We start from the raw sequence: 25,850 nt of genomic DNA, 5'->3' as shown, positions 1-25,850 counted from the left end.
CAATTGGCAGTTCCCGCTTCCCCCGTCAATCGCCCCGTCTGGCCGGCACGGACTGAAAACATCGGGCATCCACACGCAATCGGGCGTTCGGGGGAGACATTCTCTGAAGATTTGCTAAAAAGCGCGGCGTGGGGGCGTCGCAGGGGACAGGAATGTTCGCAGACGCCATACGCCCAGTCGGGCTGACCTTTTCTCTTCTCTTCCGCTTCTGGCCGCAGCTTGTCGCCCTCGTCCTCATCGGCATCTTCGCGGGTGACCTGCTGATGCAGCTTGCCGCGCAGGTCAGCATCCACAACCACTTCGCAGGGCTGGCGCTGTTGACTCTCGTGGCGCTCGCGCAGCTTATCGTCACGGTGGCGATGTTCCAGGTCCTGCGCCCCGGCCTGCCATCCATCCGCGCCGCTCAGGCATCCGCGGAAAGCGACGGACCCGCCGAAGCGGGGGCAGGTTCAGGCTTCGCCCGCATGGTCACCATCGCGCTCCTGCCCTTCTTCGCCTATTACGCGGCATGGGGATTCCTCGGCGATATCGTGCGCCAATATTCCCGCCTGTCGCTTGAACTCACGCCCTTCGGCGTAAGCAACAACGTTCTGGATGTGCTCGATTCGCGCTGGCTGCTGCTGTCGGTGGCGATCTCATGGGTTATCCGCCGATTCGCCAAGACCATGCAGAAACGGTCGGCCACTTCCTTGTGGGAGATCGTGGTGGTCGTCTGCGAGACGAACTGGATCTTCGTCGGCCTCTACGTCATCAGCCGCTGGAAGGACAGCGCCCTGCATTGGATCATGAGCAGGAACATATGGTCTTTCCTTCAGACGGCGGCCGATACGATAGCCGGGCCGGTCACGTCCGCTGCCGCCGCCACGCCACCGCCCGTGGAAATGACCTCGGTCAATACCACGACCACCGCGATCAACCTTTTCTTCTACATGCTACTGCCGATCATCTGGCTGGTCATGGCGGCGCTTATTTACGGCTACGACGTACGCGACGACCGCGAGTTGATCGGCGCCCACCGGCGCATCGGGCAGATCGGCGAACGTTACGCGCGCGTGCCGAAATTCCTGCGCGACTTCGTCGGGCATTTCATCAAGGGCTATCGCTCTCGCTATCTCCCGATCGCCAATGGCGTGCGCATCACGCTGAGTTCCGGCCTGCTCCTGATCGTGGTGCTGATCGTCGGCTACCGGCTGATCGACTGGGGCTCGGCCTGGCTCTGGCTCGGCGCGACGCGGCTGATCGGCGCTCACGATCTCGACACCTGGCAGGTCATCGCCCAGGGAGTCACCCTGCTGTTCGGCAGTCCCTTCCAGGATTCCTCGACCGGCATTCTGGTCGAGCCGTTGCGCATTTGCTTCCTCGCCGCAATCCTGGAAACCGCATTCGCGCTGCCGCGTCGCACCGCAACGGCGGTCGGGGCGGCCGCCTGATCAGGATTCCGGCCGCCGGAAGCGGAGATAATAGGGCCGCTCGCTCCCCACTCCGACGGCCGCCTGGATGGTCGCTATAGCATCCTTCGGCACCAGGAACGTCTCACGGACCTTCAGCTTGTCGCCTCTCTTTGCGCCGGAAAAAGCCGCCGACGCGCAGATCATGACATCGGCCGGCGCCCTCAACGAGATGGCCGCGGTCGGCGTCCATTGCCGCCCCGCCGCGTCGGTCAGGAATATCTTGCAGCCAACCCACAATTTCTGCATGTCGGGATCGCCGACCGTTACGGTGAAATCCGCGAGCACCGGAACGGCGTTGGCCGGCAGTCCCTCCATTCCGAGCGCCGTGCGCAGATCCGTCAGTTGCCAGTCGCTGCCGCCGAAATGCGCCGCGCTCCCCCAGGCGACGTCTCGGGCGATCAGATCCTTGTCCCCGAGGAATGTGCGCACGCTTCCATAGCTTGTCTCGACAATCACCGCGGGCAGCAGCACGACAAGCGCCCAGAGCGCCCGCCGCCGCCATTTCCGTTCCGTCCCGGAGTGGCCCTCCGCTATTCGACCGCGGCTCATCGTATCGACAGCTTGCATGCGGCCTCCTCAGATCGGCTGGTCCAGATCGAAAGTTTCGATCACGCCGGCCGGCAGGCTGTCCGCGCCCGTTTCCACGGTGCCGAGCGCAACGCGCGCCTCGGAATCGAGCGCCGAAAACCGCGCGCTCGACACCAGGAGCGTCGCATTCGCCGCCTGATCGGCGGGTATCTCGAAGACGAACCGGACCTTCCTCGGCAAGCCCGGCTCAAGAAAAAAGGGCGGTGCGCTCCGCACTACGCCGAGCCTCTCGGTCGTGTGGTAGCGCAAGCCTCCCGGCCCTCTCCACATGCCGCCCCATACCGATACCGATGCGTCCTTCGCCGCAAGCTCCGCCGTCACGATGGCCCAAAGGCCGCCGGTGGTCAGCATCTTCTCCTTGCCGAACGCATTGAGTTTGAGCGTGCGCGCGAATCCGATCTTCGCGACCTTGAGGGAGAAGCTGCGCGCTTCGATCGTATCCCCTATCCCCCCACGGACAGGTATCGGTCCGGTCAGTTGGGCATAATGCGGCGTTGAAGTCCGCATGCCGTAACAGAGCACCACCGCGACTACGAGAAGGACAACGTTCGCGACGCGGCGGATCACGCGCTACCCCCTTTGGCCTGCAAGGGAAGCGAGACCGTTCCGGCGGGATGCTTGTTGAACCAACCCGGCGTCCCGTAGAGATTATCGCGTGCCTTGTAGATTTGCGTATTGACGATGAAGGAAAGTGAGGCCGGAAGCGCACGGTCCTTCGGCAGTGTCCAGATATAGGCCATCCGTTCGGGCAGGCCCGGCTGAAGCTCCGGCGACATCGTCTGGTCGCGTGTCAGGACAATCAGCGGGCTTTCGGTGGTATCGGCGAAAGGCTCGGCGGGCTGGATGGCCGTGAAATAGTCCTTTGTGGATTCGGCCGTGCGATTGGTCAGTTCGACCTCGAGGATGACGGCCTTCTCGTCGGGTTTGACAGGAAGGCCGTAGACGCGCTCCTCCCCGACATGGAGGCGGAGCGGCTTGATCAGCCATTGCCCGGTCTCGATCGTGGTATCGGGAGCGAAGTGCTGCATCTCGGGCTTGGGAAGAGCGCCGAACGCGCCAAGAAGCCCAGCCACCAATATCGCCGCGATGGTTCCGGCGCCGGCGGTGATCCATGTCTTCAGCTTGCCGCCGAGGGTGCCGAACATACTTCAGATTCCGATTCGGCCGCCCGCCTCGTCGCAAGTTAGGAAAAAAGCCGCCCGGATGGAACCCTGCCCGGCGCCGACCGGCCATCGTACGCCGATGAAAAGGTGGCCGAGCGAAGCTCGGTCGGATGAGGGGTCCCGGCCGAACCGGACGTGGATAAACTTGCGCCTGTTTAGCTCCCAAACCCTTCACATTCCTGCATCGCCGAATTTTCTTCGCCTTTCTTTCTCCACGCCCTTCGGGACTCCCCCATAATCGCCGTCACCGCCCTCACGGGAACACGGGTCATGAACCGGATGAGCGTGGGGGGCGGCGGCGCCGGGCCGGTGGCGTTACGGTAACGCCGCTGGGTGATGAACCCCCAGGCCCGGGCCTCGATCCGGTCGGCGGCGGGAATGCCGCCCATGGATGAGGCAAGAACGCCGGCGGATGCAGGTTACCGCGCCGCACACAAAACATTGAGAAGGCGCGGTTCCTGCGTCCGCTTCCCGGCCTTGCGGGGTGCGGACAGGTTTCCGCACGCCTGCCGTTCGGAGGACATGCCGATGCAAGACAAAGCTTACTCGCCCGCCTCCTCGTCACCGGACCCTTCAGAGGACTTCGCCGGCGAGATGGCACGCATACCCGCCCTGAGGGATCTGATGGTCAAGGCCATGCGGTTCGCCGCCGATGTCGAGGGAATGCCGCAGCGCTGCCGCCGCAAGGATTGCCGGCGCGCCCGCTCTTGCCAGTTCGTCTTCGACCGAGAAGGCGGCGGCCATTGTGGTGCCGGTATCGACAGCCGGACGATCGATCGCGCCGCGTTGATGCTCGCCTTCCTTATCCGGCTGATACGGCGCCAGGCCCCTGTCGAAGTCGCCGATGGCGCTATCGCGCCAGCGCCGGCACGGGCTTCAGCACGTTGAGCAGCGCGCCGTATGGCACCAGCATCAGGAGACCCATGATGATTTTCACGGAAAGGTCGCCGAGCGCCAGCGTCATCCACAGCGGAGCCTGCCCGCCGAAGAGTTCGGACGGGAACGCGAGCGAGCCGTCGGCCAGCCCGAAGCCCGTGTCGAGGAAGGCGAAGGGTGCGGCAAAGGCGAGCGAAAAGAAGATCGCGGTATCGATGAGCGAGCCGCACATGGTCGCGGCAAGCGGTGCCCGCCACCACGCCTGCCTTCTCAGCCGGCCGAACACCGTGATGTCGAGAAGTTGGCCGATGAGGAACGCCGTGCCTGAGGCGATGGCGATGCGTGGCGTGGCGAGCCACACCGAGAAAAGCGCGCCGACGATGAAACCGGCCAGCACGACGCGACGCGCCGCAGGCTTGCCATAGCGCCGATTGGTCAGGTCGTTGACCAGAAAGGCGACAGGATAGGAGAAGGCGCCCCAGGTGAGGATTTCGCCGAGGCCCAAATGATCGAACGGATATTGGACGAGGATATTCGACGCCGTGACGACGGCGGCCATCGCCAGGGCGAAAGGCAGAAGTTCTCTGCGCAAGGTCATTTTTTTATCCTGGGTGATGGAACCAGTGACGCTGCGGGCAGCGAATTGCCGCCGCAAGCGGTCAGGCCGCGGCGGCCTCGCCGGCGATCTTCTTGGCGATCTGCTTCTTCAGGAGCCGCGCGCGCTGGGAAAGATCGTCGTTGCCGGCCTTCAGGAGAAAAGCGTCGAGCCCACCGCGATGCTCGACCGAACGAAGCGCGTTCGCCGAGATGCGCAGCCGGAAGCTCTGGTTCAGCGCCTCGGAGATCAGGGTGACGCTGACGAGGTTCGGCAGGAAGCGGCGCCGCGTCCTGTTGTTCGCATGGCTGACATTGTTGCCACTCATGACGGACTTGCCGGTCAGTTCACAGGTACGGGACATTTCGTTCGACCTTCGGTTATTCTGGGCCATGGACCAGTGCCGCACCGTTTGGCTTGGCGCGCGGGCAGGGTCAGGCGGCCGCATGGAAAAAGTTGGCGTTCCCATAGTGGCATTTAGCCGAACCGTCAAGCCGGAGAGCAGCGATCTTCAAGCACGATCTTCGCGACGGCCCGCGCGAAACCCGAAGCAGCGGCGCCATCCACAACTTCGCCGGAATCTCCACTATAAACCGGGCACGAGGGACACGCTTCGCAACTGGATCGCGCATAATGGCTGACCATCCGTCGCCGGCTACCTCCCTCTCGGTTGTTTCCGCCATGGCGGCCCTTATTGCGGTGATTTTCGCGGCAGCGCCACAGGCGGCTGTGGCTGCACCGAAAAAGTTCACAGCCGATTATACGGTCTCCATCTACGGCCTTACCCTCGCCCGTACCAGTTTCACCAGTATGCTCGACGGCGATGCGATCCGGATCGACGGCACCATCGCCACGGCCGGCCTCGCCCGCGTGATCGACGATACCAAGGGCACGACGAGCGTGCGCGGACACCTGTCGGGGGACGGCGTGGCGCCGGATTCCTTTGTGATCGCCTATAAATCCGGAAAGAAGAACAAGCGTACCGAGATCGATTACGCGGACGGCGCGGTCTCCCGCACGCTGAACATCCCACCTCTGAAGAAACGCAAGAAATGGGTGGCGCTCTCCGCCGCGGACCTCAAGGCGGCCACCGATCCCCTTTCGGGCATCATGGTGCGCGCCGAAAAGCCGGCCGACGTGTGCACGAAGACGTTCCGTTACTATGACGGCGAGCTTCGTGCCGACATACGCTTCAGCTACGCTGGCAAAAAGCCGTTCACGATCCCCGGCTATTCCGGCGAGGCGACCATATGTACGGCCCGCTTCACGCCGGTCGGCGGCTACAAGCCCGGCAGTTCCACCATCGAATATCTGAAAAAGACCGCTATGACCGTTGCCTTCGCGCCGATGGGCGCGACCGGCATGTTCGTGCCTGTCTCCGCCTCCGTGGGCACCAAGATCGGTACCGTCACCGTCCGGGCCGACAAGTTGGAGGCATCGCAATAGCTTCATGGCCCTTGCATCTCCCCTCCGCCCGTGCCAGCCCTCCGCAACCGGGCAAGATGGGAAACGGATATGGCGCGGGCGACGCTGATCGGCTTTTCGGCCGTGGTGATGTGGGCGCTCCTGGCGCTCCTCACCGCTGCCTCGGGCAGTGTGCCGCCCTTTCAGCTTGCGGCGATGGCCTTTGCGATCGGCACCGCCCTCGGCCTCGCCGCGCGTTTCCTTTCGCCTCCCGCCCAGAGGAAACCCATTCCGGCAAAAGTCTGGGTGATCGGCATCGCCGGCCTGTTCGGCTACCACTTCTTCTACTTCACCGCACTGCGCAACGCGCCTGCCGTGGAGGCAAGCCTGATTGCCTATCTGTGGCCGCTTCTGATCGTCGTCGGATCGGCGCTCCTGCCAGGCGAGCGGCTGCGCTGGCACCATCTGGCGGGCGCGATGCTTGGGCTCGCCGGCGCCTTTCTCATCGTGACGAAGGGCGGCCGTCTCGATTTCGACAGCCGCTATGCGACAGGCTACGCCGCGGCGGTCGTCTGCGCGCTTGTCTGGTCGAGCTATTCGCTTCTGTCGCGGCGCTTCCCCGCCGTGCCGACCGGCGTTGTCACCTGGTTCTGCGCGGCGACGGCGGTGCTTTCGCTGATCTGCCACATGCTTCTGGAACAGACCGTCTGGCCGGAAGGCTGGGGCCAGTGGCTCGCCGTCGCCGGGCTTGGCCTGATGCCGGTAGGCGCCGCCTTCTATGCCTGGGACCACGGCGTCAAGCACGGCAACATCCAGGTGCTCGGCGCGGCAAGCTACGCGGCCCCGCTTCTCTCGACGCTGGTGCTGATCGCGGCGGGTGCCGCGGAAGCGACGCCGCGTATCCTCACTGCCTGCGCCCTCATCACGGTCGGCGCCGTTCTGGCCGCGAAATCGATGCTCTTCCGCCGGGCGCGTTCCGTCGAAGCCTGACGAGTTTCGTTCAAAAGTTGTCCTTGCGCTTCCTTATCTCCGCAAACACCTCCGCGTCCGAGGCTTGCTGCATGCCGAGCGTATTGCGCACGCTCGCGTCGTGCCAGCGCAGGAACGGGTTGGTATCGAGTTCGCGCTCGATCGTGGTCGGCAGTGTCGGCTTGCCTTCCGCCCGAAGCTTGCGGATTTCCTCCGCGCGGGCGACGAGCGCGCTGTTCTCGGGATCGACCGTCAGCGCGAAGCGGACATTCGCCTCGGTATATTCGTGACCGCAATAAACTCGCGTCGTAACCGGAAGAACCGCGAGTTTCTTGAGCGAGGCGAACATCGTCTCCGGCGGACATTCGAAAAGGCGCCCGCAGCCGAGCGCGAAAAGCGTATCGGCGGTGAAGACGACGCCGCTTTGCGGGAAATGGTAGCTCACGTGGCCGGCCGTATGGCCGGGCGTCTCGATCACATGAACGGGCTCGCCGCCGAAATGCAGAATATCGCCCTCGGCGACCGTCTCGTCGATGCCCGGTATCTTCGAGGCTTCCGCCTTCGGCCCGACGATCTTCAGCCCGAACTTTTCCTTCAGCGCCAGATTGGCCTGCACATGGTCCGTATGGTGATGCGTAATGAAGATCGTAGAGGGCTTCCATCCGGTCTTCTCGATCGCCTTGAGGATCGGCCCTTCTTCGGGCGCATCGATAAGCGCGCTCTCTCCGCTTTCCCGGTCGTGGATCAGCACGCCGAAATTGTCGCTCAGGCACATGAACTGCTCGATCTCGATGGCCATTGATGTCTCCTTTCGTTGCCGCAGAGATAGAGAGCATCGGGCGCCCTGTCACCCCGGCGACTGTCGGCAGGACGCCAATCTTGCCGTTGTCCGCCGGCGCGGCTACCGTCCCGGCCATGCACAGCGATATCGTCGATCTGCGCTCCTTCTACGCCTCGACGCTGGGCCGGCTGGCCGAGCGTTCGATAGCGATGGCGCTTGCTTCGATCTGGGCGACGCTCGGCAATGAGCGGCTGGTCGGCCTCGGCTACGCCGTGCCCTGGCTGGAGCGCTTCGGCACGGAAGCCGAGCGCGTCTTCGCCTTCATGCCAGCGGCGCAGGGAGCGGTGAACTGGCCGCCGACCGGCCCGTCTTCGACGGCGCTCGTTTTCGACGAGGATCTGCCCCTGGTCGATTCCTCGATAGACCGCGTGCTGATGGTCCATTCGCTCGAACACGCCGAGAATCCGCGCGAGACGCTGATGGAGGTCTGGCGGGTGCTGGCGCCGGGCGGCCGCCTCGTCATCGTCGTGCCGAACCGCCGCGGCGTGTGGGCGCGCTTCGAGCACACGCCCTTCGGCACCGGCCGACCCTATTCGCGCGGCCAGTTGACCGCGCTTCTTCGCGAGACCAATTTCACACCCGGCGCCTATGCCGAGGCACTTTTCTTTCCGCCGAGCGTCCACCGTGCCACCCTTCGCCTCCACCAGCTCTTCGAACGCGCGGGGCGGCGCTTGGGCCCGATGTTCGCCGGCGTCCTCGTGGTGGAGGCGCAGAAGCGCCTCTATCAAGGCCTGCCGGTCGCGGCGCGCGCCTCGCGCCGCGTCTTCGTGCCGGTGCTGACGCCTCAGGGCGCGGGACGGCTGCGGCCCGTCGCACGCAGCAGGAAACCATGATGGGCTGACGTCGCCGTTTTTCGTACCATATCCGGTCTCGGAATGATGCCGGGCGGAAGCGAGAGCCGCCGCCCGATTCATACCCCGCCGCCACAGGAAGATTTTTCCCATGCCTGACAAGAAGCCGGAACCCGAAAAGGCATCGCCACCGCCGCAACAAGCCGACTATAGCCTGCGCGAGCAAATGGCGATGATGACGCGCGCCTTCATGGCATCACCGCTACGCAATACGATCTTCTGGCTTTCGGGCGGCATGTTCACCATGATCCTAGCGAATGCCGGCGGCCAGATCATCCTCAACCGTTGGTACCGCCCTTTCTACGACGCCATCGAACGCCGCGACGTTCCCGACTTCTTCCATCAGCTTGTGATCTTCTTCCTGATCGCCGGCGGACTGCTCGTCCTCGGCGTCTTCCAGACATGGCTGAGCCAGATGCTCAAGCTCAGGCTGCGCGAAGGCCTCACCCTCGACCTGATTGGCGAATGGCTGAAGGGAAGGCGCGCCTTCCGGCTGGCGAACGCGGGCGCGATTGGCGTCAACCCCGACCAGCGCATGCACGAGGATTCCGGTCATCTGACCGACCTCTCCACATCGCTGGCGATCGGGCTCGTGCAGTCGACGGTGCTGCTCGTCTCCTTCGTCGGTGTACTCTGGTCGCTTTCGTCGGGTTTCACCTTCCACGTATCGGGCCACAGCTTCCAGATACCCGGCTACATGGTCTGGGCGGCGATCATCTACGCCGCCTCGGCCTCATGGCTGAGCTGGCTGGTCGGGCGGCCCCTGATCGGCCTGACCGGCGAACGCTACGCCCGCGAGGCAGATTTGCGTTACTCACTGGTGCGCGTAAACGAGCATGTCGATGCCGTCACGCTCGCCGGCGGCCAGGCGGACGAGCAGCGCCGGCTGGAGCGCGACCTTGGCACCTTGGTCGGTGTCCTGCGTCGCCTTGTCACCGCGAACGTTCGCCTCGACTGGGTCACCGACGCCTATGGATGGGTGACGATCGTGGCTCCGATCATCATAGCAGCGCCCGTCTATTTCGCCGGCGATATGAGTTTCGGTGGGCTGATGATGGCTGTCGGCGCCTTCAACCACGTCCACTCCTCGCTGCGCTGGTTCGTGGCCAATATCAACACGATCACCGATTGGCGCGCGACGCTCTTGCGTATCGCCGCCTTCCGCTTTGCGCTGACCCGTACGGACGAGTTGCACGCTGTGGAGAAGCAGATCGATTTCCAGCACACGAGCGGGGACGGGATAACCTTGCGGGATGTCGAGATCGCCTCGCCGAGCGGCTGTACGAGGCTCAAGGAAAAGCGCGTCACCATCGCCACCGGCAAGAAGGTGCTGGTCACCGGCGATCCCGGAACCGGCAAGACGCTGTTCTTCCGGGCACTCGCCGGGTTATGGCCATGGGGCAGCGGTCATATCGGCATGCCGGAAAACGAGGCGATCACCTTCGTCCCGCGCACGCCCTATTTCCCGCCGGGCGCGCTGCGACAGGCCATGTCCTATCCTTTGGGAGAGGATTCTTTCGAGGAGAGCGAATTCGCTGGCGCTCTCAAGCGGGCCGGTCTCGAGCGCCTCGTCGCCTCTCTCGACCGAAACTCGCGCTGGGAGCGCGAGCTGAGCGACGAGGAGCAGCATCAACTCGCCTTTGCCCGGCTCGACCTGCACCGGCCGGACTGGGTCATCATCGACGAGGCGCTGGATATGCTGGAGGGCGACGCGCGCAAGCGGGCGGCCGCAGTGCTGACGAAGAGGCTGAAGGACGCGACGATCCTCTATATCGGCCGTGCCGGATTTGCCGACAAGATATTCTCGCGCACGCTCCATCTCGAAAAGGACCCGGGCGGCCGATCACTCAAGCCGATGCACGTGCCTTCGCCACCGGAAAAGGAAAAGCCGCCAGCCGAAGCGGGGCAGGAGACGAACTGAAAATTTACCTTTGTCGCGATAGCGCGCGCGAAAATGTCATCGGAACGTTCCACTTTCGTCGTACGGGTGACATGATTCTTCCCTAACGTCATGGCCACGAACAAAGGCGGACTACACGCCTGACCGGACGGAAAGGAACGCAAGATGAAGTCGATCCATGTCGTATTCGGCGCGGCCGAAACGGAGACGATGATCCGCGCGCACAACCTTGCCGTCAGCGAGCGCGACGCGTTCGTTCACGAGCTCGAGACGAGCGAGGATATCCGCCTGGTGATGGCCAGCCAGTATGACCGTTGCATTGCCACACTCCGCGCGGCGAGCGAGGAGATGGCTCGCGACCGGATACTGGAAATGGTGACCGCCTCTCAGGCCCGGCCTTGCGATATGACCTTCGAGGCGGCGGCACGGCGATAGACCCGGTACATTTTTCCGGCACGTCGATAGACAGCCTGCCGTGGCGGTGTCCTGCGCACCGTCACGCCACGAGCGGCTGCGGTTTCTTGCCGATATTCCCGATGTCGTAGGCCGTGGTTTGGTAGACCTGGTTGATCCAGTTGCCGAACAACAGGTGCGCGTGCGAGCGCCAGCGGTTGAGCGGCTGGCGCGTCGGATCGTCATCCGGATAATATCCGTGCGGCACCCCGATCGAGGTCCCGGCAGCCACGTCCCGATCGTATTCCTCCTTGAGAGAAGTGGAATCGTACTCGATGTGGTTGAACATGTAGAGCCGGTTGCCAGCCGTCTCGGTGGCGAGACAAGGGCCGGTCGCATCCGATTCCACCAGCAGTTCAAGCGGCGCGCCGGCGTGGATATCGTCTGCGCGCACCTCCGTCCAGCGTGAGACCGGAATGGAGAAATCGTCGGAAAATCCCGCCAGATAGGGCGAGGCCGGCGAATTGTTGCGGTGGCGGAAAACGCCGAAGGCCTTCTTCTCCAACGTATGCTTCTGAATGCCATGGAAGTGCCAGGCGGCGGCCATCGCCCCCCAGCAGATGAAGAAGGAGGAATGGACGTTGGTCGTCGTCCAGTCGAGGATGCGCTTCAACTCCTCCCAATAGGTCACCTCCTCGAAAGGCAGCAACTCGATGGGCGCGCCGGTGATGATGAAACCGTCGAACTTGCGCGCCTTTACCTCCGCCCATGTCTGGTAGAAGGCGATGAGATGCTCCTCGGGCGTATTCTTGGCCTTGTGGTTGCCGATGCGTACCAGCGTCAGTTCCACCTGAAGCGGCGTCGTGCCCATCAGCCGCGCGAACTGCGTCTCCGTGCGGATCTTGTTCGGCATCAGGTTCAGGAGCCCGATCTGCAGCGGGCGGATGTCCTGGCGCAGCGCCGTCCTCTCGTCCATGATGGCGACGCCCTCGCGTGCGAGTATCTCGCGGGCGGGAAGTTGGTCGGGGATCTTGATCGGCATCGGATATGCTCCAGACAAAAAAGCCGGCGGCGAAATCGCGACCGGCCCATCGGATTTTGTCCTGAACGGTCCTTTAGCGACTTCTTTAACGTGGCTGCAAGCCGACCGGCCAAATCACCACGGAATGTGAGGGTTTTAGGACCGGCCGGCCTTTGCGTCAACGGAAAAGCTTTGCTAGAGCAAACCGCCCTTCGACTGGAACCTCCCATGAACGAGATAAAGCGCCCTCTCCCGCGGCCCGGCATAATGGATATTGCCGCCTATGTTCCCGGCGGCGGCCATGCGCCGGGAGCGGCGAAGGTGCACAAGCTTTCCGCCAACGAGACGCCGCTCGGAGCCAGCCCGGCGGCCATGGAAGCGCTGCGCGAGGTCGGCAACCATCTCGAACTCTATCCGGACGGTCAAGCTGTCGCGCTGCGCCAGGCGATCGCGGAGGTGCATGGTCTCAATCCGGCGAACATCGTCTGCGGCAATGGCTCCGACGATCTCCTGGCGCTGCTCACCCGTGCCTATCTCGGCCCCGGCGACGAGGGTATTTTCAGCGAGCACGGCTTCCTCGTCTACAGGATACAGATCCTGTCGGTTGGCGCCGTTCCCGTCTCCGCGCCGGAGAAGGACGAGCGCGCCGATGTCGACGCCATCCTCGCCGCCGTCACGTCGAAGACCCGCATGGTCTTCCTCGCCAACCCCAACAACCCGACCGGCACCTACATTCCCTTCGAGGAGGTACGACGGCTGCACGCGGGCCTTCCGGCCAACGTGCTCCTCGTGCTCGATGCGGCCTATGCCGAATATGTGCGCCGCAACGACTACGAGGCCGGCATCGAGCTTGTCTCGTCGGCCCGCAACGTCGTCATGACGCGCACCTTCTCCAAGATCTATGGTCTCGCCGGGCTGCGCATCGGCTGGATGTACGCGCCTTCCGAAGTGGTCGATGTCGTCAACCGCATCCGCGATCCCTTCAATGTCAGCGCTGCGGCGATCGCAGCCGGCGCCGCCGCCATGCGCGACCGCGCCCATGTCGCCCAGGCGGCGGAGCACAACGAGGTCTGGCGCGACTGGCTGACGAAGGAACTGGCGGCGCTCGGCCTGCGCGTCACGCCAAGCGTCGGCAATTTCATCCTCGTCCATCTTCCAGGGGGCAAGCGCACCGCCGAGGCGGCGGACGCGTTCCTGGTCAAGCACGGCTTCATCCTGCGCCGCGTATCGGCCTACGGCTTTCCGAACGCGCTTCGCATGAGCATAGGCTCGGAGGAAGCCAATCGTGGCGTCGTGTCGGCGCTTGCCGAATTTCTTAGGTCGTGACCATGTCCGAACCGCTTTTCGACAAAATCGCTCTCATCGGCATCGGCCTGATCGGCTCTTCGCTGGCGCGCGTCATCCGCCGCAAGGGCCTCGCCGGCCATGTCTCGATCTCCACCCGCAGTGCCGTCACGCTGGCGCGCGCCGAGGAACTCGGCCTCGGCGATTCCTATTCGGCCGATCCCGCAATTGCCGTGGCCGATGCCGACCTCGTCGTCGTCTCGGTGCCGGTCGGCGCTTCCGGTGAGGTCGCGGAGGCGATCGCACCGGCGCTGAAACCCGGCGCCATCGTCACCGACGTCGGCTCGACCAAAGGCTCTGTGATCGCGCAGATGCGCCCGAAATTGCCGGAGAGTGTCCATTTCATTCCCGGCCACCCGCTCGCCGGCACCGAGAAATCCGGCCCGGACGCCGGCTTCGCGGAACTGTTCGAGAACCGCTGGTGCGTGTTCACGCCGCTGCCCGGAACCGATCCCGTCGCACTGGAGAAACTGTCGGAATTCTGGCGCCGCTGCGGCTCCAACGTCGACACGATGGATCCCGACCATCACGACATGGTGCTCGCCATTGTCTCGCACCTGCCGCACATCATCGCCTACAACATCGTCGGCACGGCGGACGATCTGCAGACCGTGACCAAGTCGGAAGTCATCAAATATTCCGCCTCGGGCTTTCGTGACTTCACCCGCCTGGCCGCTTCCGACCCGACCATGTGGCGCGACGTCTGCCTGCACAACAAGGACGCGATCCTGGAGATGCTGGCACGCTTCTCGGAGGACCTCGCTTCGCTGCAGCGGGCTATCCGCTGGGGCGACGGGGAGAAGCTCTTCGATCTTTTCACCCGCACCCGCGCCATCCGCCGCTCGATCATCGAGGCCGGGCAGGAAGTGGACGTGCCGGATTTCGGCCGCCAGGTGGCCGCGCACCCGGAGAAGGGCGCCGCCTCGAAGACCTGACCAGTCGGCTATCGCAGCGGCGGGATACGGCCGAGCGGAATAAAGCCGACGGTCACCTTGCCCTTGTGGATGGTGACCGGCACCAGAGGATCGCTGCCCAGCACGGCCACCATGGCGGCGGCGTTGTCGATCTCCCTGGCGGCTTCGGGAAAAGCGAGCTTGAGCGCCGCCGCCAATTCATCCGGATTACGCAGCCGAACCTTGAGGTCGGCGTCGAGCCGTCCCTCATCGTCCACCGAAGCGCGGCCTTTCACGGTAATGCTGGCGTCGTCGCTCGGCGAAAGCGTCAGTTCCCTGATTGTCGCCGAATGCCCGCGAAAGCTCCGCGCATCCGCAAAGGCGAGCGCGGCGCCATCGGCGACGGTCACGTCGGCTTTCCCCGAAAGAGGCGGCAAGGCGCCGAGATCGGGCCATGAAGGCCCGAATTCCAGCCCTTCGAAACGCGCGTCGAGATAAGCATCCTTGTCAATCGCTCGCGCGGTGCCGTTCATCGAAGCAATGGTCAGCATTGGCTCGGCTTGCGCACGCTCGGCGACCAGCGCCTCGCCTTCGACCGATATCGCCGCATCGCCACCGAGCGGCGGAAAGAGTTCTCCATCCATCTTGCGCCAGTGGACCACGAGTTGGCCGACGGCGGGCGCCTTGACAAGCGCCGGCTGGGCAATCCGGATACGGATGCGCCGCGGATCGAAGATATCGGCCGAGGCACGCATAGACGCCGTCGAGACCTCTGACAGGCCAGCCGGGTCGGCATAGCGGATCGATTCACACTCGAGGATGAAGTGCAGCGGGAAGCCGCGGACCTCATGATTGGCGCAGTCGGCGGTCGCACCCGTCGCGCGCAGGGCCGTAAGCGTCCCCTCCACGCGCGAACGCACTACGTCCGCCAGACGCATCCAGGCGAATGTGTAGACGACCCCGATCAGGACCAAGAGCGCCACAAACCAAAGGAGAAGCACGGAACGCCGGCGGCGTTGCGGCAGGTTACTTGACGTCATGCTGTCGGTCTCGTTAGGCCCAGCGAACGAATCGGCAGGAGATCGAGGCAGGCCATATGGGCGATTTTTGGGTTTTCGGCTACGGCTCGCTGATCTGGCGGCCGGGTTTTGCTCATGTCGAGGCGCGCCGCGCCCATCTGCATGGTTTCCGCCGGTCGCTCTGCATCTATTCCTGGGTGCATCGAGGGACGGAAACGCGCCCCGGCCTCGTGCTTGGGCTCGACCGTGGCGGCTCCTGCGTCGGGCTTGCCTTCCGCGTGCCAGGCGCGCTCAGGGATGAAGTGACGGCATATCTCCGCGAGCGCGAGCTTGTGACCAACGTCTACCTGGAACGTCTCCTGACGGTGCGCCTCGAAGGCGGCGATACCGTCGAGGCGCTGTCCTTCGTCGTCGACCGTACGCACCGCCAGTATGCCGGCAGCCTCGACATCGAACGCGCCGTCTCCGTCGTCCGCGGCGCCACCGGGCAGTCGGGCCGCAACGAGGATTATGTCTTCAATACCGTTCATCATCTCGAAGCGCTCGGCATACATGATCATTGGCTTGAAAGCGTCGCCGCCAGACTGCCGCGCGACTAGGCCTCGATGGCGTTCTCGGAGACTGGCACTCCGAGTTGTTTGAGCCGTTCGACCGCCGTCGGTGGCAGCGGCGGTGGATTTTCGGACTGTGCGGCCTCGATCAGCAACGCGTCACAGGCCTTCTCGGTTGCCTCGATCAGCCGCGCCATGAACTCGGTGCGGGAAAGGCCGGGTGGGATCGGCGGCAGGAATCGCGCTCTGATGACGCCCGGATAGCGCAGGAAGCGACGGCGCGGCCAATAGAGCCCCGCCACATGTGCCACAGGCACCACCGGGATGCCGAGCCTCGAATAAATCTCCGCGATGCCGTGCTTGTAGGCCGGCTCCGCCCCCGGCGGCCGCCGCGTCCCCTCGGGGTAGATGATGATCTGGCGGCCCTGCTCGGCGCGTTTCCGTGCCTCGACCACGACCTTCCTGAGCGCCTTGGCCGGGCTGCCGCGATCGATCGGGATCATGTTCATCTTGCCCAGATACCAGCCGAAGACCGGGATCCACATCAGCTCGCGCTTGAGGATATAGACGGCGTCCGGAATATGCGGCACCAGCGCGAACGTATCCCAGAAGGACTGGTGCTTGGGCGCCAGTATGAAGGCGCCTTCGGGAAGGTTCTCCTGCCCCGTGACCTCGCTTTTGGTGCCGGCCAGTACCTTTTGCAGCCACAAATTGGAGCGCGCCCAGAATTTCGGCGCCCACCACGCCTTCTTGCGCTCTGCCAGGAAATAGAACGGCGTGAAGACGATCATCTCGACGATCGTGATGACGTAGAGCGCCAGATTGAACGCCAGCGATCGCAGGAAGATCATGAAATGTCCCAGAGGCCGTGATGTCCGCGGAAGCTGTTCGATACAGGCGACCGTGGGAAAAGGCAACGAACCGCTATTCGATCGCAGCGCTGACGATTGCCGGCTGTTCGGCGGGCACGTTTGTCGGCAGGACGCTGCGCGCAAGTGCGGCCAGATATTTCACATATTCCGTGGCGAGCACACGAAGCGCGTCGGGTTTCGTCAGCCAGCTTCCGTCGTCAAGCTTCGAATTGACCACCGGATAGGGCTCGACGCTCGCCTGCGGCAGCAACCTGTGCATCTCCAGCAGGCTGCGCGGCATATGGTAGTTGTTGGTGACCAGGATGACGCGTCCGTAATCGTGCGCGGCAACCCATTTGGCACTCTGTTCGGCATTCCCCACCGTATCGAGCGCGACATGATCGATGTCGACGCAACAGGTGAAGAGCTGCTTGTCGCTACCCGTGACCTCGCGCAGTGCCCGGCGGCCTGCATGGGGGTTGACGCCGCTGATGAGCAGCCGCTTCCCCTTTCCCGCCTTCAGCAGATCGAGCGCGGCGCTCAAGCGCGACTGCCCGCCGGTGAGCACGATGATGCCGTCGGCAGTGCGCATCTCTGTCGGTTGCGTCAAAAGGCTGATATGCTCGGCGAAAGCCCCGAAGCCGACCGCCAGCGCGACAACAAGACCCGCCCCGCCCCATAAGGCGATGCGCACGCGCTGCCAAATGCGGCTCGGCGATGAAACGTGCGTGGACTTCTCCCCGTCCCAACCGCCGACCTGCTGCCGCTCCGTCGATTCCCGAGCGTCCATTTTATCAGCAATAACCGTCAATTACGGCGCTTGAAAGCCGAAAGGTAACCATGCTCCCACAATGTATTTCGTGACGTTTCAAAACGTGACCAAGAGGCATGACCGCTCACTGCTCCGGCTGGCGCGTTTCGATATCGGCAAGATAGCGCACTACCGTGAAATGCGAGGTTGCGGCGGTGAGGCCGGCGATCAGAAGCACGATCAGGCCGACGCCGGCATAGCCGCTCGCATCGATGGCGAAATTGCCAAAGAGCGCCGCCGCCTGGTCGGCCTGGGGGGTTGCCATGTTGCGGGCCGAGATCCAGGCGAAAACAAGAAAGACGATGATCGCGCCGATGCCGCCCGCTGCCGCCCCCTTGAGCCCCATCAAAAGGAAATGACCCCGGAATTCCGCAGCGATAAAGCGGGCATCCGCTCCGACGAAATGCAGGACCTCGATGATGTGGCCGTTGCCGGCCATGGCCCCACGCGTGGCGAAGACGATGGAAAGCACCGTCGCCGAAAGCATCAGCACCAGAACGGCAACGCCGATGGTGACCGTCATACGCGCCATGGCGATCAGCCGGTCGACCCAACTGCGGTGATCGTCAAGGCTGGCGCTCGGGATTTCCGACTTCACGAGGTCGCGCATGGAAGCGAAGTCCGGCGGATGCGCGGTGTCGATGGTGACGACAACGAGACGCGGGACCGGCAGTTCGTCGATATCCAGCCCCTTGCCGAGCCATGGTTCGAGCAGCCGTGCCGTCGCTTCGCGGCCGACGATCGAGGCGCCGGTGACGCCCTTGAACCGCGCGGCGATCGCTTGTGCCTTTTCAAGTGCCGCCTCCATGTCGAGCCCGTCGACCGGCTTGATCTGGATGGTGGCCTCGCGCGAAATCTGCCCCTCCCACGTGGAGGCAGCGCCGCGCACCAGCGTCACCGCGCCGAGCGTCAGGCAGGAGAGGAATGTCATGATGGCGATGACGAAGATCAGCGCTCGCCCGGCGATGTTCTGGCTGGGCACGATCGGCGCCATCGGGCGCTGTGCCTGCCGCGGGCGCGCGACATCCGGCGCGTAGGTCGCCGTTCCCTCGTCGGGCGATACGCCGGTTTCGGCGAAGGTGTCGCTGCCCGCCGGTTCAGTCATAGATATCCAGCCTTCCGCTGGAGAGGATCATGCGCCGCGCGTCGACCTGTTCCATCAGCGTCACGTCATGCGTGGCGATGACGACCGCCGTCCCAAGCCGGTTGAGTTCGATAAAGAGCCTGAGCAGGCGGCGCGCCAGCGGGGGATCGACATTGCCGGTCGGCTCGTCGGCGAGCAGGATTTCCGGCTGCTCGATCAGCGCCCGGGCGATCGCCGCACGCTGCTTCTCGCCGCCCGAAAGGACGGGCGGCAGGACGTGCATCCGCTCGCCGAGACCGACCCATTTCAATAGCTCGATCACGTCGCCGCGATAGCTCGCCTCCTCGCGTCCGCGCACGCGCAGCGGCAGCGCCACGTTCTCATAGGTCGTCATGTGGTCGAGCAAGCGGAAATCCTGGAAGACCACACCTATGCGCCGGCGCAGCATCGGCAGTTCACGCCGCATGATGCGCGAGCGATCCTTGCCGAAAACGGTGATGAGCCCGCGCGTGGGTTTGAGCGAGAGGAAAAGCAGGCGCAAAAGCGTCGTCTTGCCCGCGCCCGACGGGCCGCTCAGAAACTGGAACGAACGCGCGGGTATGTGGAGCGAGATATCCCGCAGGATCTCCGGCCCCATCCCGTAGCGCAGCCCGACATTTTCGAAGCGGAACACCTTGACGCTGCCCTCGTAACCCTCCCGTCTCACCGGGGAACACCTCCCCGACCATGGTTTTCGTATGGTTAACAGCCGGTTAAATCACGGCGTTCCGGCGATCACATTCGGACCCCGGTGGCGAAGCATTAACCATTTTTGGTCTACCGATCGTCCAAACGCGCAAAGAACGGCCGGCCCGCATGAACGAGGCTTCGAAAGCGCGCCCGGTTTCGGGCGAAATCATGACGGACGCGGCGGCTCCGGGCGCCGGCGTTTCCGGGCGCCCGGCGGGCGATGTCATCGATGCCGAGTTCGAGACGGTTGTGCTTGGCGCAGCCGCCTCTCCGGCTCCCGAACGTCTCTCGGCACGCTTCTCTACCCAGGCACCCGAGATAGCCGGACTGGACGTGCTGAAACGCGCGGAAGCACCGCCGCGACGGCCGCGCGGCCAGCCCGGCGGGTCGGCCTTCTGGCTTTTCGGGATTTGCCTTGCCGCTCTCGCTTTCTGGGTTTCAGGCGGCCATGCGCTGCTCCCATCGATCCACCTGCCGGCTTTCCTCGCAGGCGCTCCGACGCTCAAGATCGCTTCCGTCCACACGCGTATCGAGAAAATCGACGGCCATTCCATCCTCTTCGTCGACGGCAGCGCCGCCAACGAGACGGGATGGGCGATCGAGGTGCCGCCGCTTGCCATCAGCGTCGAAGGCGAAGACGGCAGGACCACCCGCTTTTTCCTGGGGACAAGGGATCGCGAGGTCGCCGCAGGCGAGATCTTCGCCTTTTCCAGCCGCCTTGAGGTGCCTAAAGACGGAGTGAAATCCGTATCGGTGTCCTTCGACAGACAGGATTGAGCCTCATGCCCGTCGTCCGTGGCAAGGACATAGAAATCCTCTTCAGCGCCTCCGCGATCGCGCGCCGCAACCTCGAACTCGCCAAGGAGATCGCCGGGCGCGATTACAACGACCTTCTGGTGATCTCGATCCTGAAAGGCTCCTTCATCTTCGCCGCCGACCTGATCCGCGCCATGTACGACGCAGGCATTTCGCCGGAGGTAGAGTTCATCTTCATATCGAGCTACGGTGCAGGCACAACGGCAGGCGAGATCAGGGTGCTGCGCGATATCGACAACGACGTGACCGGCCGCGACATCCTCCTGATCGACGACATACTGGAATCGGGCAATACGCTGAAATACACGCGCGACCTGATGCTCTCGCGCGGCGCAAGGAATGTCGACATCGCGGTGCTGCTCGACAAGCGCATGCGCCGCAAGGCCGATATCGACCCCGACTTCGTCGGCTTCGACTGCCCCGACCATTTCGTCGTCGGCTACGGCATGGACGTAGCGCACGCCTTCCGCGAACTGCCTTTTGTGGGTATCGTCAAGGGCGACGCCTGAGGATCGGATCCCGGGCAAGAGGCCCGGGAGATTTCGATGTCCGATGCTGGTGTGTGCGTGGTCATCGGTGCCGGCGCCGATACCGGCGCCGCGATCGCCAGGGCCTTCGCGCGCGAAGGGCTTGTCGCCTGTATCGTCCGTCGGCCACGTCATCTCGACAAGTTGGAAGCGCTCGCCGCTGAGATTCGCGCCGAGGGTCACGCTGCCCACGCCTTCGGCGTCGATGCACGCGACGAGAGCGCCATGGTGTCGCTCTTCGAATCCATCGAGGACGAGATCGGTCCGATCGAAGTAGCGGTCTTCAACATCGGCGCCAATGTCCGCTTTCCCATCGTCGAGACGACCGCCCGCGTCTATCGCAAGGTGTGGGAAATGGCGGCCTTCGCCGGCTTCCTGACCGGCCGCGAGGCCGCCCGCCACATGCTGCCGCGCGAGCGCGGCACGATCCTCTTCACCGGTGCGACGGCGAGCGTTCGCGGCGGCAACGGTTTTTCCGCCTTCGCCGGGGCCAAGCATGCGCTGCGTGCGCTGGCACAATCGATGGCGCGCGAACTCGGTCCGAAGAACATCCACGTCGCGCATGTCGTCATCGACGGCGCCATCGACGCCAACTTCATCCGCGGCATGCGGCCGGACGCGGACGAAATGCGCGAGAGGGACGCCATCCTGTCGCCAGACGCTATAGCCGCCGCCTATGTCATGCTGCATCGCCAGCACCGCAGCGCCTGGACGCACGAGATGGATCTGCGTCCATGGGTCGAAAAATGGTGAGAAGCGCATGAAAACCGTAGAGTTCATCTTCGATTTCGGCAGCCCGAACGCTTACCTGGCACACCGGATCATTCCGGAGATCGAGGCACGAACCGGCGCGACATTCGTCTATAATCCCTGCCTGCTCGGCGGCATCTTCAAGGCGGCGGGCAACCGATCGCCCTTCGAGCAGTTCGCCGGCGTCAGGGGCAAGCTCGACTACGAGCGGCTGGAGATCAAACGCTTCGTCGAACGTCACCATGTCGACGCCTTCCGCATGAATCCGCATTTCCCGGTGAACACGCTTCTCATGATGCGCGGCGCCGTTGTTGCGGAAGACGAAGGAAAACTCGCACCCTTTGCGGAGACATGTTTTCGCGCCGTGTGGGAAGACGGGGAGAAAATGGACGACCCGGCCGTGGTAGGTGCGGTCCTCGATGCCGCCGGTTTCGACGGACGCGCCATCCTCGAACGCACCCGGGAACAGGCGGTCAAGGACAGGCTGATCGCCAATACTGAAGGTGCGGTCGTTCGCGGCGTCTTCGGCATGCCGACCTTCTTCGTCGGCAAGGAGATGTTCTTCGGCAAGGACCGTCTGGGCCAGGTCGAAGAAGAAATCATGCGCGCCAACGCATGAGCATAACCCTCCACGGTTACCGCTACAGCGTCTATCTGCGCATCGCGCGCATGGCGTTCTTCGAAAAGGGCGTGTCCGTCGGCCATGCCGAAATCGACCCGTTCGCGGATGACGTTCCGGCGAGCTATCTGGAAATGAACCCGTTCGGCCGCGTGCCGACCCTGGTCCATGACGGCTTCGTTCTCTACGAGACGATCGCCATCACGCGCTATGCCGATGAGGCCTTCGACGGGCCTCCGCTCCAACCCGACGACCCTCGCCGGCGCGCGAGGATGAATCAGATCGTCGCCATCCTCGACAGCTACGGTTACCAGCCGATGGTGCGGCAGGTGTTTTCGCAGCGTGTGTTCAACGCGCGTCTCGGCCGATTGCCGGACGAAGCCGTCGTCGAACGCGGAATGGTCGCATCCAATCTCGTCCTGCGGGCCTTGGAGAAGCTTTGCGTGGATAGCGGTGATCTGTTGGACGGGAATATCACTCTTGCCGATCTGCATCTTGCCGGAATGATGGCGTATTTCACGGCAGCTAAAGAAGGCGCCGCCGCACTTTCACATTATACCGGCCTTTCGTGGTGGTGGGATAAAATCCAGGAGCGCGACGTACTGGCGGCGACCGACCCCGGCCTTCCTGTGGCGTAAGCCTTGCTTAACTCCCTGCCTCCGCAGATGAGCGTCTACCCGGCTTCTATTTCCTCATGGAAGTGCAGCCTATTCCCGAAGGGATCGATGACCGAAACCTCGCGCGTTCCCCATGGCTTTTCCTGAAGTCCCGGTTTGGCACGGCGATAATCCTTTGCCATCAATTCCGTATGGAAATCGGCAATATCGGCGACATGGATGCGCAACGCGCTGCCCGGGATGGCGTCGCCATGGTGCTCGGAGAGATGCAGCACGCATTCGCCCCGCGCGATTTCCATGTAGAGCGGGAAATTATCGCCGTAGCGGTGCTCCCATCGCACCTCGAAGCCGAGAAACCCTTCATAGAATTCACGCGCCTTGGCGATGTCGAAGATGCGCAGGATGGGGATGATCCGGCCGAGGGCAGGCATACGGCGATCCTTTATCGGGTAAGGGTGTTGCCTACTTGAACTGTAGCAGCCGCTCGAGATAGCTGCGCTCGACCTCGGGGCTGAGCGCGTTTCCGAGACGCTTGCGGATGGCATCGAGGATGCGCCGCGCCCGCTGCACGTCGATCTCGTCCGGCACCTTCACCGAATCGCCGAAATCCGGACCGGTGGTGGCACGCGGTCGGCCGAGCGGATCGCGGTCGGCGTTCTGCTGACGGCCCCCCGTCTGCGTCCCTCCGTCCTCGCCCTGCTGGGCCTGCTGCATCTGTTGCATCATGTCGCGGGCCCCGCGCCTTAGCGCCTCCAGCGCCTGGCTCTCCTGGCCGAGCGCCTGTTCGCCCTCGCCCTTGCCGAGCGATTCGCCAGCCTCACCCATCGATTTGTCGGCATCGCCAAACCCCTCGCCGGGCTTGATGCCGAGTTCGTCGAGCTTCTTGGTCAGGTCGCCCAGATCGCCACGGAGCTTCCCCTGCCCCTGTTGCAATTGCTTCAGGGCTTGCGCCAGCTCGTCCGGCGTCATTCCGCCGGAGCCGTCCTGTTCGCCTTGCTGCCGCCCCTGACCTTGCTGGCTCTCCTGGCCTTGCTGGCCCAGACCTTGTTCGCCAAACGGGTCCTGGCCCTCGCCCATCTCGCCCTGCTCACCCTCGCCGCGCTGGCCCTGCTGCCCCTGCTGGAAGCGGAAGGTCTTGTTCATCAGTTCCTGCTGGCGCCGCATCAGCTCGCCGAGCTTGTCCATCTGCTGGCGCATCTCTCCCTGCTGCTGGCCGCCCTGCTGACCGGGCCGGCCGGCCTGGAGGTTGTTCATCATGTTCTGGAGCTGCGAGAGCATTTCCTGTGCCTTGTCGCGCGCGCCCGATTTGGCGAGGTTCTCGATCTGGTCGAGCATGCGCTGCAAATCGCTCTGTCTGATCTCGCGGCCGTTCTGCGGCGCCTGCTGGGCGAGGTTCGGATTCTTCTGCATGCGCTCGGCAAACTCGCGCAGATAGTCCTGCATCGCCTGCCGAAGCTCCTTCATCAGCTTCTCGATCTCCTGGTCGGATGCGCCGTTCTTCAACGCCTGCTGAAGTGCCTGTTCGGCCTGGCGCAGCCGCTTCTCTGCGGCGGAAAGGTTGCCTTCTTCGATGCCGAGCGCGATCGCCCAGAGATAGGCGACGACGTCACGCAACTGGTCGTCGGTCCTCGCCATACGAAGCCGCGTCTCCGCGCTCGTGATCGCGAGGTAATGTCCCATATTCGTGAACGTGTCCTCGGGCCTCAGCGTGATCGCGTCCATCATGTCGAGCACGCGGCGCTTCTGGTTGGCGTCGAGCGCAAGGATACGCCGCTGTTCAACCAGCGCACGCGCCAGCGGATTGGTGAACGGCCGCTCGGGCAGTTCCAGGAGCTTCGCCTCGCTCGACGCCTCGTGTCCGGCGTCGTCGCTTGCCTTCAGCGTCAACCGAACCGTCGTGCCGGCCCAGGGATGATCGGTCAGATCCTTTGTCGTCCTGGCGGCATGGTTTTTCGCATCGCCGCGCGGCAGGGTCAGCGGCATGTCCGGCGCCGAATAAAGCGGATGCGCGCCCGGCGCCGGCTTGTCGGCCGGTTCGAAAACGGCCTTGGCGGAAGCCGGACCGTAATCGTCCTCGATGGAATAGGAAAGTTCCAGCGCACCGTTGACCGCATGCCTCGGCTCGGCCGTGAAATGGATCACGGGCGGATGATCGGGAATGACGTCGAACGTCCAGCGGCGCATCTCGTCGCCGTCCGATTTCAGGCTTACGGAACCGTTCTTCGTCAGCGCCACGGCGAACCTGGAGATCTTCGCGGCCGGCGCGCCCGACGTATCGGACCGGGCGGCCTTCTCCTCGCCTTCCGCCTTCTCGGCAGGAACGGCACGCGCATTGCCTTCGGCATCGATGAGATCGAGCGTCTCCTCGCCGCTGCCGCCGGTGACGCGAAGCGCAAGCTGGCTGTTTTCAGGCACCTGGAGACGCTTTACTCCATCCTCGTTCCCGTCGGCTCCATTCGGGCCAGCCTCGTTGCCGCCGGTCAGGAAGATCGGCGCACGACCGGTATAGGTGGGCGGCGTCACCCAGGCATCGATCCTGGGTGGCACCGTCTGGCGCATGGCGGCCGTGCGGAACGCGTCGGTGACGCTGCCGCTGTAAGGGCTTGCGGTGAAGGCAAGCGCCACCACGAAGACCAGCGCCACGGCCGCGCGGACAGCCCAGGGGTCACGCTCGGGGATATTGGGGCGCGGCGCATCGGCCGACACGCCGGCAAGCTTCTCGGCCATGCGGCGCTGGTGCTCGCGCCATAGCGCATCGGAGAAATCGTCCGGATTGCCGCCGGGCCGGTCGGTCTGCACGAGGACAGGCGTATGCTGGAGCCCGTTCGCCGCTTCGATCCGACGGTCGATCTCCGCATCCGAAGGGACGCGGAAGAGCCGCAAGGGCAGGAGCGCACCGAGCGCCGCCAGCGCGAACAGCCCCGCCAGCCCAAGCCGCAGCCAATCGGGCACGATACGGAACAGACCGAACCAGGAAAGGCTGAGGAACAGTCCGACGACGAGCAGGATCGGCAGGACAAGCGGCCACGCACGCTCCACGACCATGACGGCGCGCGTCATGAAGCGCGTGCGGGCAAGCCGCGAAATGATGCCGGTATCGAAGCCGGCGTCGGCGGGCGTTTCGGCCATCGATCCTTTCCAGGGTGTCATCAGGCCATGTCGAGCCTGTCACCTGTTGCGATAATCG

General features: G+C 64.0%; 29 protein-coding genes and 1 riboswitch. Of the genes, 15 read left to right on the top strand and 14 right to left on the bottom strand.

Translation table 11 applies throughout. From position 1 onward, the window contains the following. Positions 1-152: 152 nt before the first annotated feature. Complete coding sequence (locus RBH77_RS08260; protein WP_311031651.1) at positions 153-1,430, top strand: hypothetical protein; 1,278 nt, start codon at positions 153-155, stop codon at positions 1,428-1,430. Here the strand turns inward: RBH77_RS08260 and RBH77_RS08255 are convergent, their stop codons facing one another. From RBH77_RS08255 to RBH77_RS08245, 3 genes are read right to left on the bottom strand one after another with little or no spacing between them, the layout of a single operon-like run. Beyond that, positions 1,431-2,018 (bottom strand): hypothetical protein, encoded by a 588-nt coding sequence (locus RBH77_RS08255; RefSeq protein ID WP_311031650.1) that lies wholly within the window; start codon positions 2,016-2,018, stop codon positions 1,431-1,433. Between the two features lie 9 nt (positions 2,019-2,027). Then, positions 2,028-2,606, bottom strand: a complete 579-nt coding sequence (locus RBH77_RS08250; protein WP_311031649.1) for a hypothetical protein — start codon at positions 2,604-2,606, stop codon at positions 2,028-2,030. Further along, positions 2,603-3,184: a hypothetical protein gene (locus RBH77_RS08245; RefSeq protein WP_311031648.1), complete on the bottom strand. Its 582-nt coding sequence runs from the start codon at positions 3,182-3,184 to the stop codon at positions 2,603-2,605. The genes RBH77_RS08250 and RBH77_RS08245 overlap by 4 nt, the downstream gene beginning before the upstream one ends. A gap of 546 nt (positions 3,185-3,730) precedes the next feature. On the opposite strand from RBH77_RS08245, the gene RBH77_RS08240 reads away from it, so the two are divergent. Next, positions 3,731-4,090, top strand: coding sequence for a hypothetical protein (locus RBH77_RS08240; RefSeq protein ID WP_311031647.1), 360 nt, complete (start codon positions 3,731-3,733; stop codon positions 4,088-4,090). On the opposite strand, the gene RBH77_RS08235 is transcribed toward RBH77_RS08240, so the two are convergent. After that, positions 4,053-4,676, bottom strand: a complete 624-nt coding sequence (locus RBH77_RS08235; protein WP_311031646.1) for a queuosine precursor transporter — start codon at positions 4,674-4,676, stop codon at positions 4,053-4,055. The two genes, RBH77_RS08240 and RBH77_RS08235, sit on opposite strands and share 38 nt — an antisense overlap. A 61-nt stretch (positions 4,677-4,737) precedes the next feature. Next, positions 4,738-5,037 carry a 50S ribosomal protein L28 gene (gene rpmB / locus RBH77_RS08230; protein WP_311031645.1) on the bottom strand — a complete coding sequence of 100 codons (300 nt, stop codon included), beginning with the start codon at positions 5,035-5,037 and terminating at the stop codon, positions 4,738-4,740. A 269-nt stretch (positions 5,038-5,306) separates the two neighbouring features. Between rpmB and RBH77_RS08225 the strand changes: the two genes are divergently transcribed. Both RBH77_RS08225 and yddG read left to right on the top strand, forming a co-directional pair. Then, a complete protein-coding gene (locus tag RBH77_RS08225; protein ID WP_311031644.1) occupies positions 5,307-6,119 on the top strand; it encodes a DUF3108 domain-containing protein in 813 nt (270 codons plus the stop codon). 69 nt (positions 6,120-6,188) lie between these two features. Further along, positions 6,189-7,067 carry an aromatic amino acid exporter YddG gene (gene yddG / locus RBH77_RS08220; protein WP_311031643.1) on the top strand — a complete coding sequence of 293 codons (879 nt, stop codon included), beginning with the start codon at positions 6,189-6,191 and terminating at the stop codon, positions 7,065-7,067. A 10-nt stretch (positions 7,068-7,077) separates the two neighbouring features. On the opposite strand, the gene gloB is transcribed toward yddG, so the two are convergent. Next, positions 7,078-7,845 (bottom strand): hydroxyacylglutathione hydrolase, encoded by a 768-nt coding sequence (gene gloB / locus RBH77_RS08215; protein ID WP_311031642.1) that lies wholly within the window; start codon positions 7,843-7,845, stop codon positions 7,078-7,080. Between the two features lie 116 nt (positions 7,846-7,961). Here gloB and RBH77_RS08210 point away from each other — a divergent pair, with 116 nt between their 5' ends. The 3 genes from RBH77_RS08210 to RBH77_RS08200 all read left to right on the top strand — a co-directional run bounded on the left by RBH77_RS08210 (position 7,962) and on the right by RBH77_RS08200 (position 11,073). Further along, a complete protein-coding gene (locus tag RBH77_RS08210) occupies positions 7,962-8,720 on the top strand; it encodes a class I SAM-dependent methyltransferase (protein WP_311032468.1) in 759 nt (252 codons plus the stop codon). A 109-nt stretch (positions 8,721-8,829) separates the two neighbouring features. Continuing rightward, the gene (locus RBH77_RS08205; RefSeq protein WP_311031641.1) at positions 8,830-10,659 is read left to right on the top strand and encodes an ABC transporter ATP-binding protein/permease; all 1,830 of its coding nucleotides are present in this window, start codon (positions 8,830-8,832) and stop codon (positions 10,657-10,659) included. Between the two features lie 144 nt (positions 10,660-10,803). Further along, on the top strand, positions 10,804-11,073 hold the full coding sequence (locus RBH77_RS08200; RefSeq protein WP_311031640.1) for a hypothetical protein: 270 nt from the start codon (positions 10,804-10,806) through the stop codon (positions 11,071-11,073). Positions 11,074-11,134: 61 nt separating this feature from the next. Here RBH77_RS08200 and metA read toward each other — a convergent pair whose 3' ends face one another. Further along, a complete protein-coding gene (metA, locus tag RBH77_RS08195; RefSeq protein WP_311031639.1) occupies positions 11,135-12,073 on the bottom strand; it encodes a homoserine O-acetyltransferase MetA in 939 nt (312 codons plus the stop codon). A gap of 53 nt (positions 12,074-12,126) precedes the next feature. Continuing rightward, positions 12,127-12,204: riboswitch (SAM riboswitch) on the bottom strand. Positions 12,205-12,280: 76 nt separating this feature from the next. On the opposite strand from metA, the gene hisC reads away from it, so the two are divergent. Then, positions 12,281-13,378 carry a histidinol-phosphate transaminase gene (gene hisC / locus RBH77_RS08190; RefSeq protein WP_311031638.1) on the top strand — a complete coding sequence of 366 codons (1,098 nt, stop codon included), beginning with the start codon at positions 12,281-12,283 and terminating at the stop codon, positions 13,376-13,378. A gap of 2 nt (positions 13,379-13,380) precedes the next feature. Continuing rightward, complete coding sequence (locus RBH77_RS08185; protein WP_311031637.1) at positions 13,381-14,331, top strand: prephenate/arogenate dehydrogenase family protein; 951 nt, start codon at positions 13,381-13,383, stop codon at positions 14,329-14,331. 8 nt (positions 14,332-14,339) lie between these two features. Here RBH77_RS08185 and RBH77_RS08180 read toward each other — a convergent pair whose 3' ends face one another. Further along, entirely contained in the window at positions 14,340-15,329 is a 990-nt protein-coding gene (locus RBH77_RS08180; protein ID WP_311031636.1) for a DUF2125 domain-containing protein, read from the bottom strand. Between the two features lie 56 nt (positions 15,330-15,385). Between RBH77_RS08180 and RBH77_RS08175 the strand changes: the two genes are divergently transcribed. Further along, positions 15,386-15,907, top strand: coding sequence for a gamma-glutamylcyclotransferase (locus RBH77_RS08175; protein WP_311031635.1), 522 nt, complete (start codon positions 15,386-15,388; stop codon positions 15,905-15,907). Here RBH77_RS08175 and RBH77_RS08170 read toward each other — a convergent pair. The 4 genes from RBH77_RS08170 to ftsE form a co-directional block, all read right to left on the bottom strand. Next, entirely contained in the window at positions 15,904-16,710 is an 807-nt protein-coding gene (locus RBH77_RS08170; protein WP_311031634.1) for a lysophospholipid acyltransferase family protein, read from the bottom strand. The two genes, RBH77_RS08175 and RBH77_RS08170, sit on opposite strands and share 4 nt — an antisense overlap. Before the next feature lie 73 nt (positions 16,711-16,783). Then, positions 16,784-17,500 carry a YdcF family protein gene (locus RBH77_RS08165; protein ID WP_311031633.1) on the bottom strand — a complete coding sequence of 239 codons (717 nt, stop codon included), beginning with the start codon at positions 17,498-17,500 and terminating at the stop codon, positions 16,784-16,786. A gap of 106 nt (positions 17,501-17,606) precedes the next feature. Next, entirely contained in the window at positions 17,607-18,626 is a 1,020-nt protein-coding gene (locus tag RBH77_RS08160; protein ID WP_311031632.1) for a cell division protein FtsX, read from the bottom strand. Continuing rightward, positions 18,619-19,278, bottom strand: a complete 660-nt coding sequence (ftsE, locus tag RBH77_RS08155) for a cell division ATP-binding protein FtsE (protein WP_311032467.1) — start codon at positions 19,276-19,278, stop codon at positions 18,619-18,621. Before ftsE ends, RBH77_RS08160 begins: the two co-directional genes overlap by 8 nt. A gap of 182 nt (positions 19,279-19,460) precedes the next feature. Here ftsE and RBH77_RS08150 point away from each other — a divergent pair, with 182 nt between their 5' ends. From RBH77_RS08150 to RBH77_RS08130, 5 genes are read left to right on the top strand one after another with little or no spacing between them, the layout of a single operon-like run. Further along, positions 19,461-20,111, top strand: coding sequence for a hypothetical protein (locus RBH77_RS08150; RefSeq protein ID WP_311031631.1), 651 nt, complete (start codon positions 19,461-19,463; stop codon positions 20,109-20,111). Positions 20,112-20,116: 5 nt separating this feature from the next. Further along, positions 20,117-20,659 carry a hypoxanthine phosphoribosyltransferase gene (gene hpt, locus RBH77_RS08145; protein WP_311031630.1) on the top strand — a complete coding sequence of 181 codons (543 nt, stop codon included), beginning with the start codon at positions 20,117-20,119 and terminating at the stop codon, positions 20,657-20,659. A gap of 36 nt (positions 20,660-20,695) precedes the next feature. Further along, positions 20,696-21,430, top strand: a complete 735-nt coding sequence (locus tag RBH77_RS08140) for an SDR family oxidoreductase (RefSeq protein ID WP_371832850.1) — start codon at positions 20,696-20,698, stop codon at positions 21,428-21,430. A 7-nt stretch (positions 21,431-21,437) separates the two neighbouring features. Next, positions 21,438-22,046: a 2-hydroxychromene-2-carboxylate isomerase gene (locus tag RBH77_RS08135; RefSeq protein ID WP_311031629.1), complete on the top strand. Its 609-nt coding sequence runs from the start codon at positions 21,438-21,440 to the stop codon at positions 22,044-22,046. Then, positions 22,043-22,684, top strand: a complete 642-nt coding sequence (locus tag RBH77_RS08130) for a glutathione S-transferase family protein (protein WP_311031628.1) — start codon at positions 22,043-22,045, stop codon at positions 22,682-22,684. The genes RBH77_RS08135 and RBH77_RS08130 overlap by 4 nt, the downstream gene beginning before the upstream one ends. Positions 22,685-22,719: 35 nt before the next feature. Here the strand turns inward: RBH77_RS08130 and RBH77_RS08125 are convergent, their stop codons facing one another. Continuing rightward, positions 22,720-23,094, bottom strand: a complete 375-nt coding sequence (locus tag RBH77_RS08125) for a glyoxalase superfamily protein (protein ID WP_311031627.1) — start codon at positions 23,092-23,094, stop codon at positions 22,720-22,722. A 31-nt stretch (positions 23,095-23,125) separates the two neighbouring features. Continuing rightward, entirely contained in the window at positions 23,126-25,792 is a 2,667-nt protein-coding gene (locus RBH77_RS08120; RefSeq protein ID WP_311031626.1) for a TIGR02302 family protein, read from the bottom strand. Positions 25,793-25,850: the final 58 nt, after the last annotated feature.

The sequence above is a fragment of the Mesorhizobium koreense genome, from assembly GCF_031656215.1.
Taxonomy (GTDB): domain Bacteria; phylum Pseudomonadota; class Alphaproteobacteria; order Rhizobiales; family Rhizobiaceae; genus Mesorhizobium_L; species Mesorhizobium_L koreense.
Note: the sequence above shows the minus strand (reverse complement) of the source record. Positions and strands in the feature narration are given on the sequence as shown.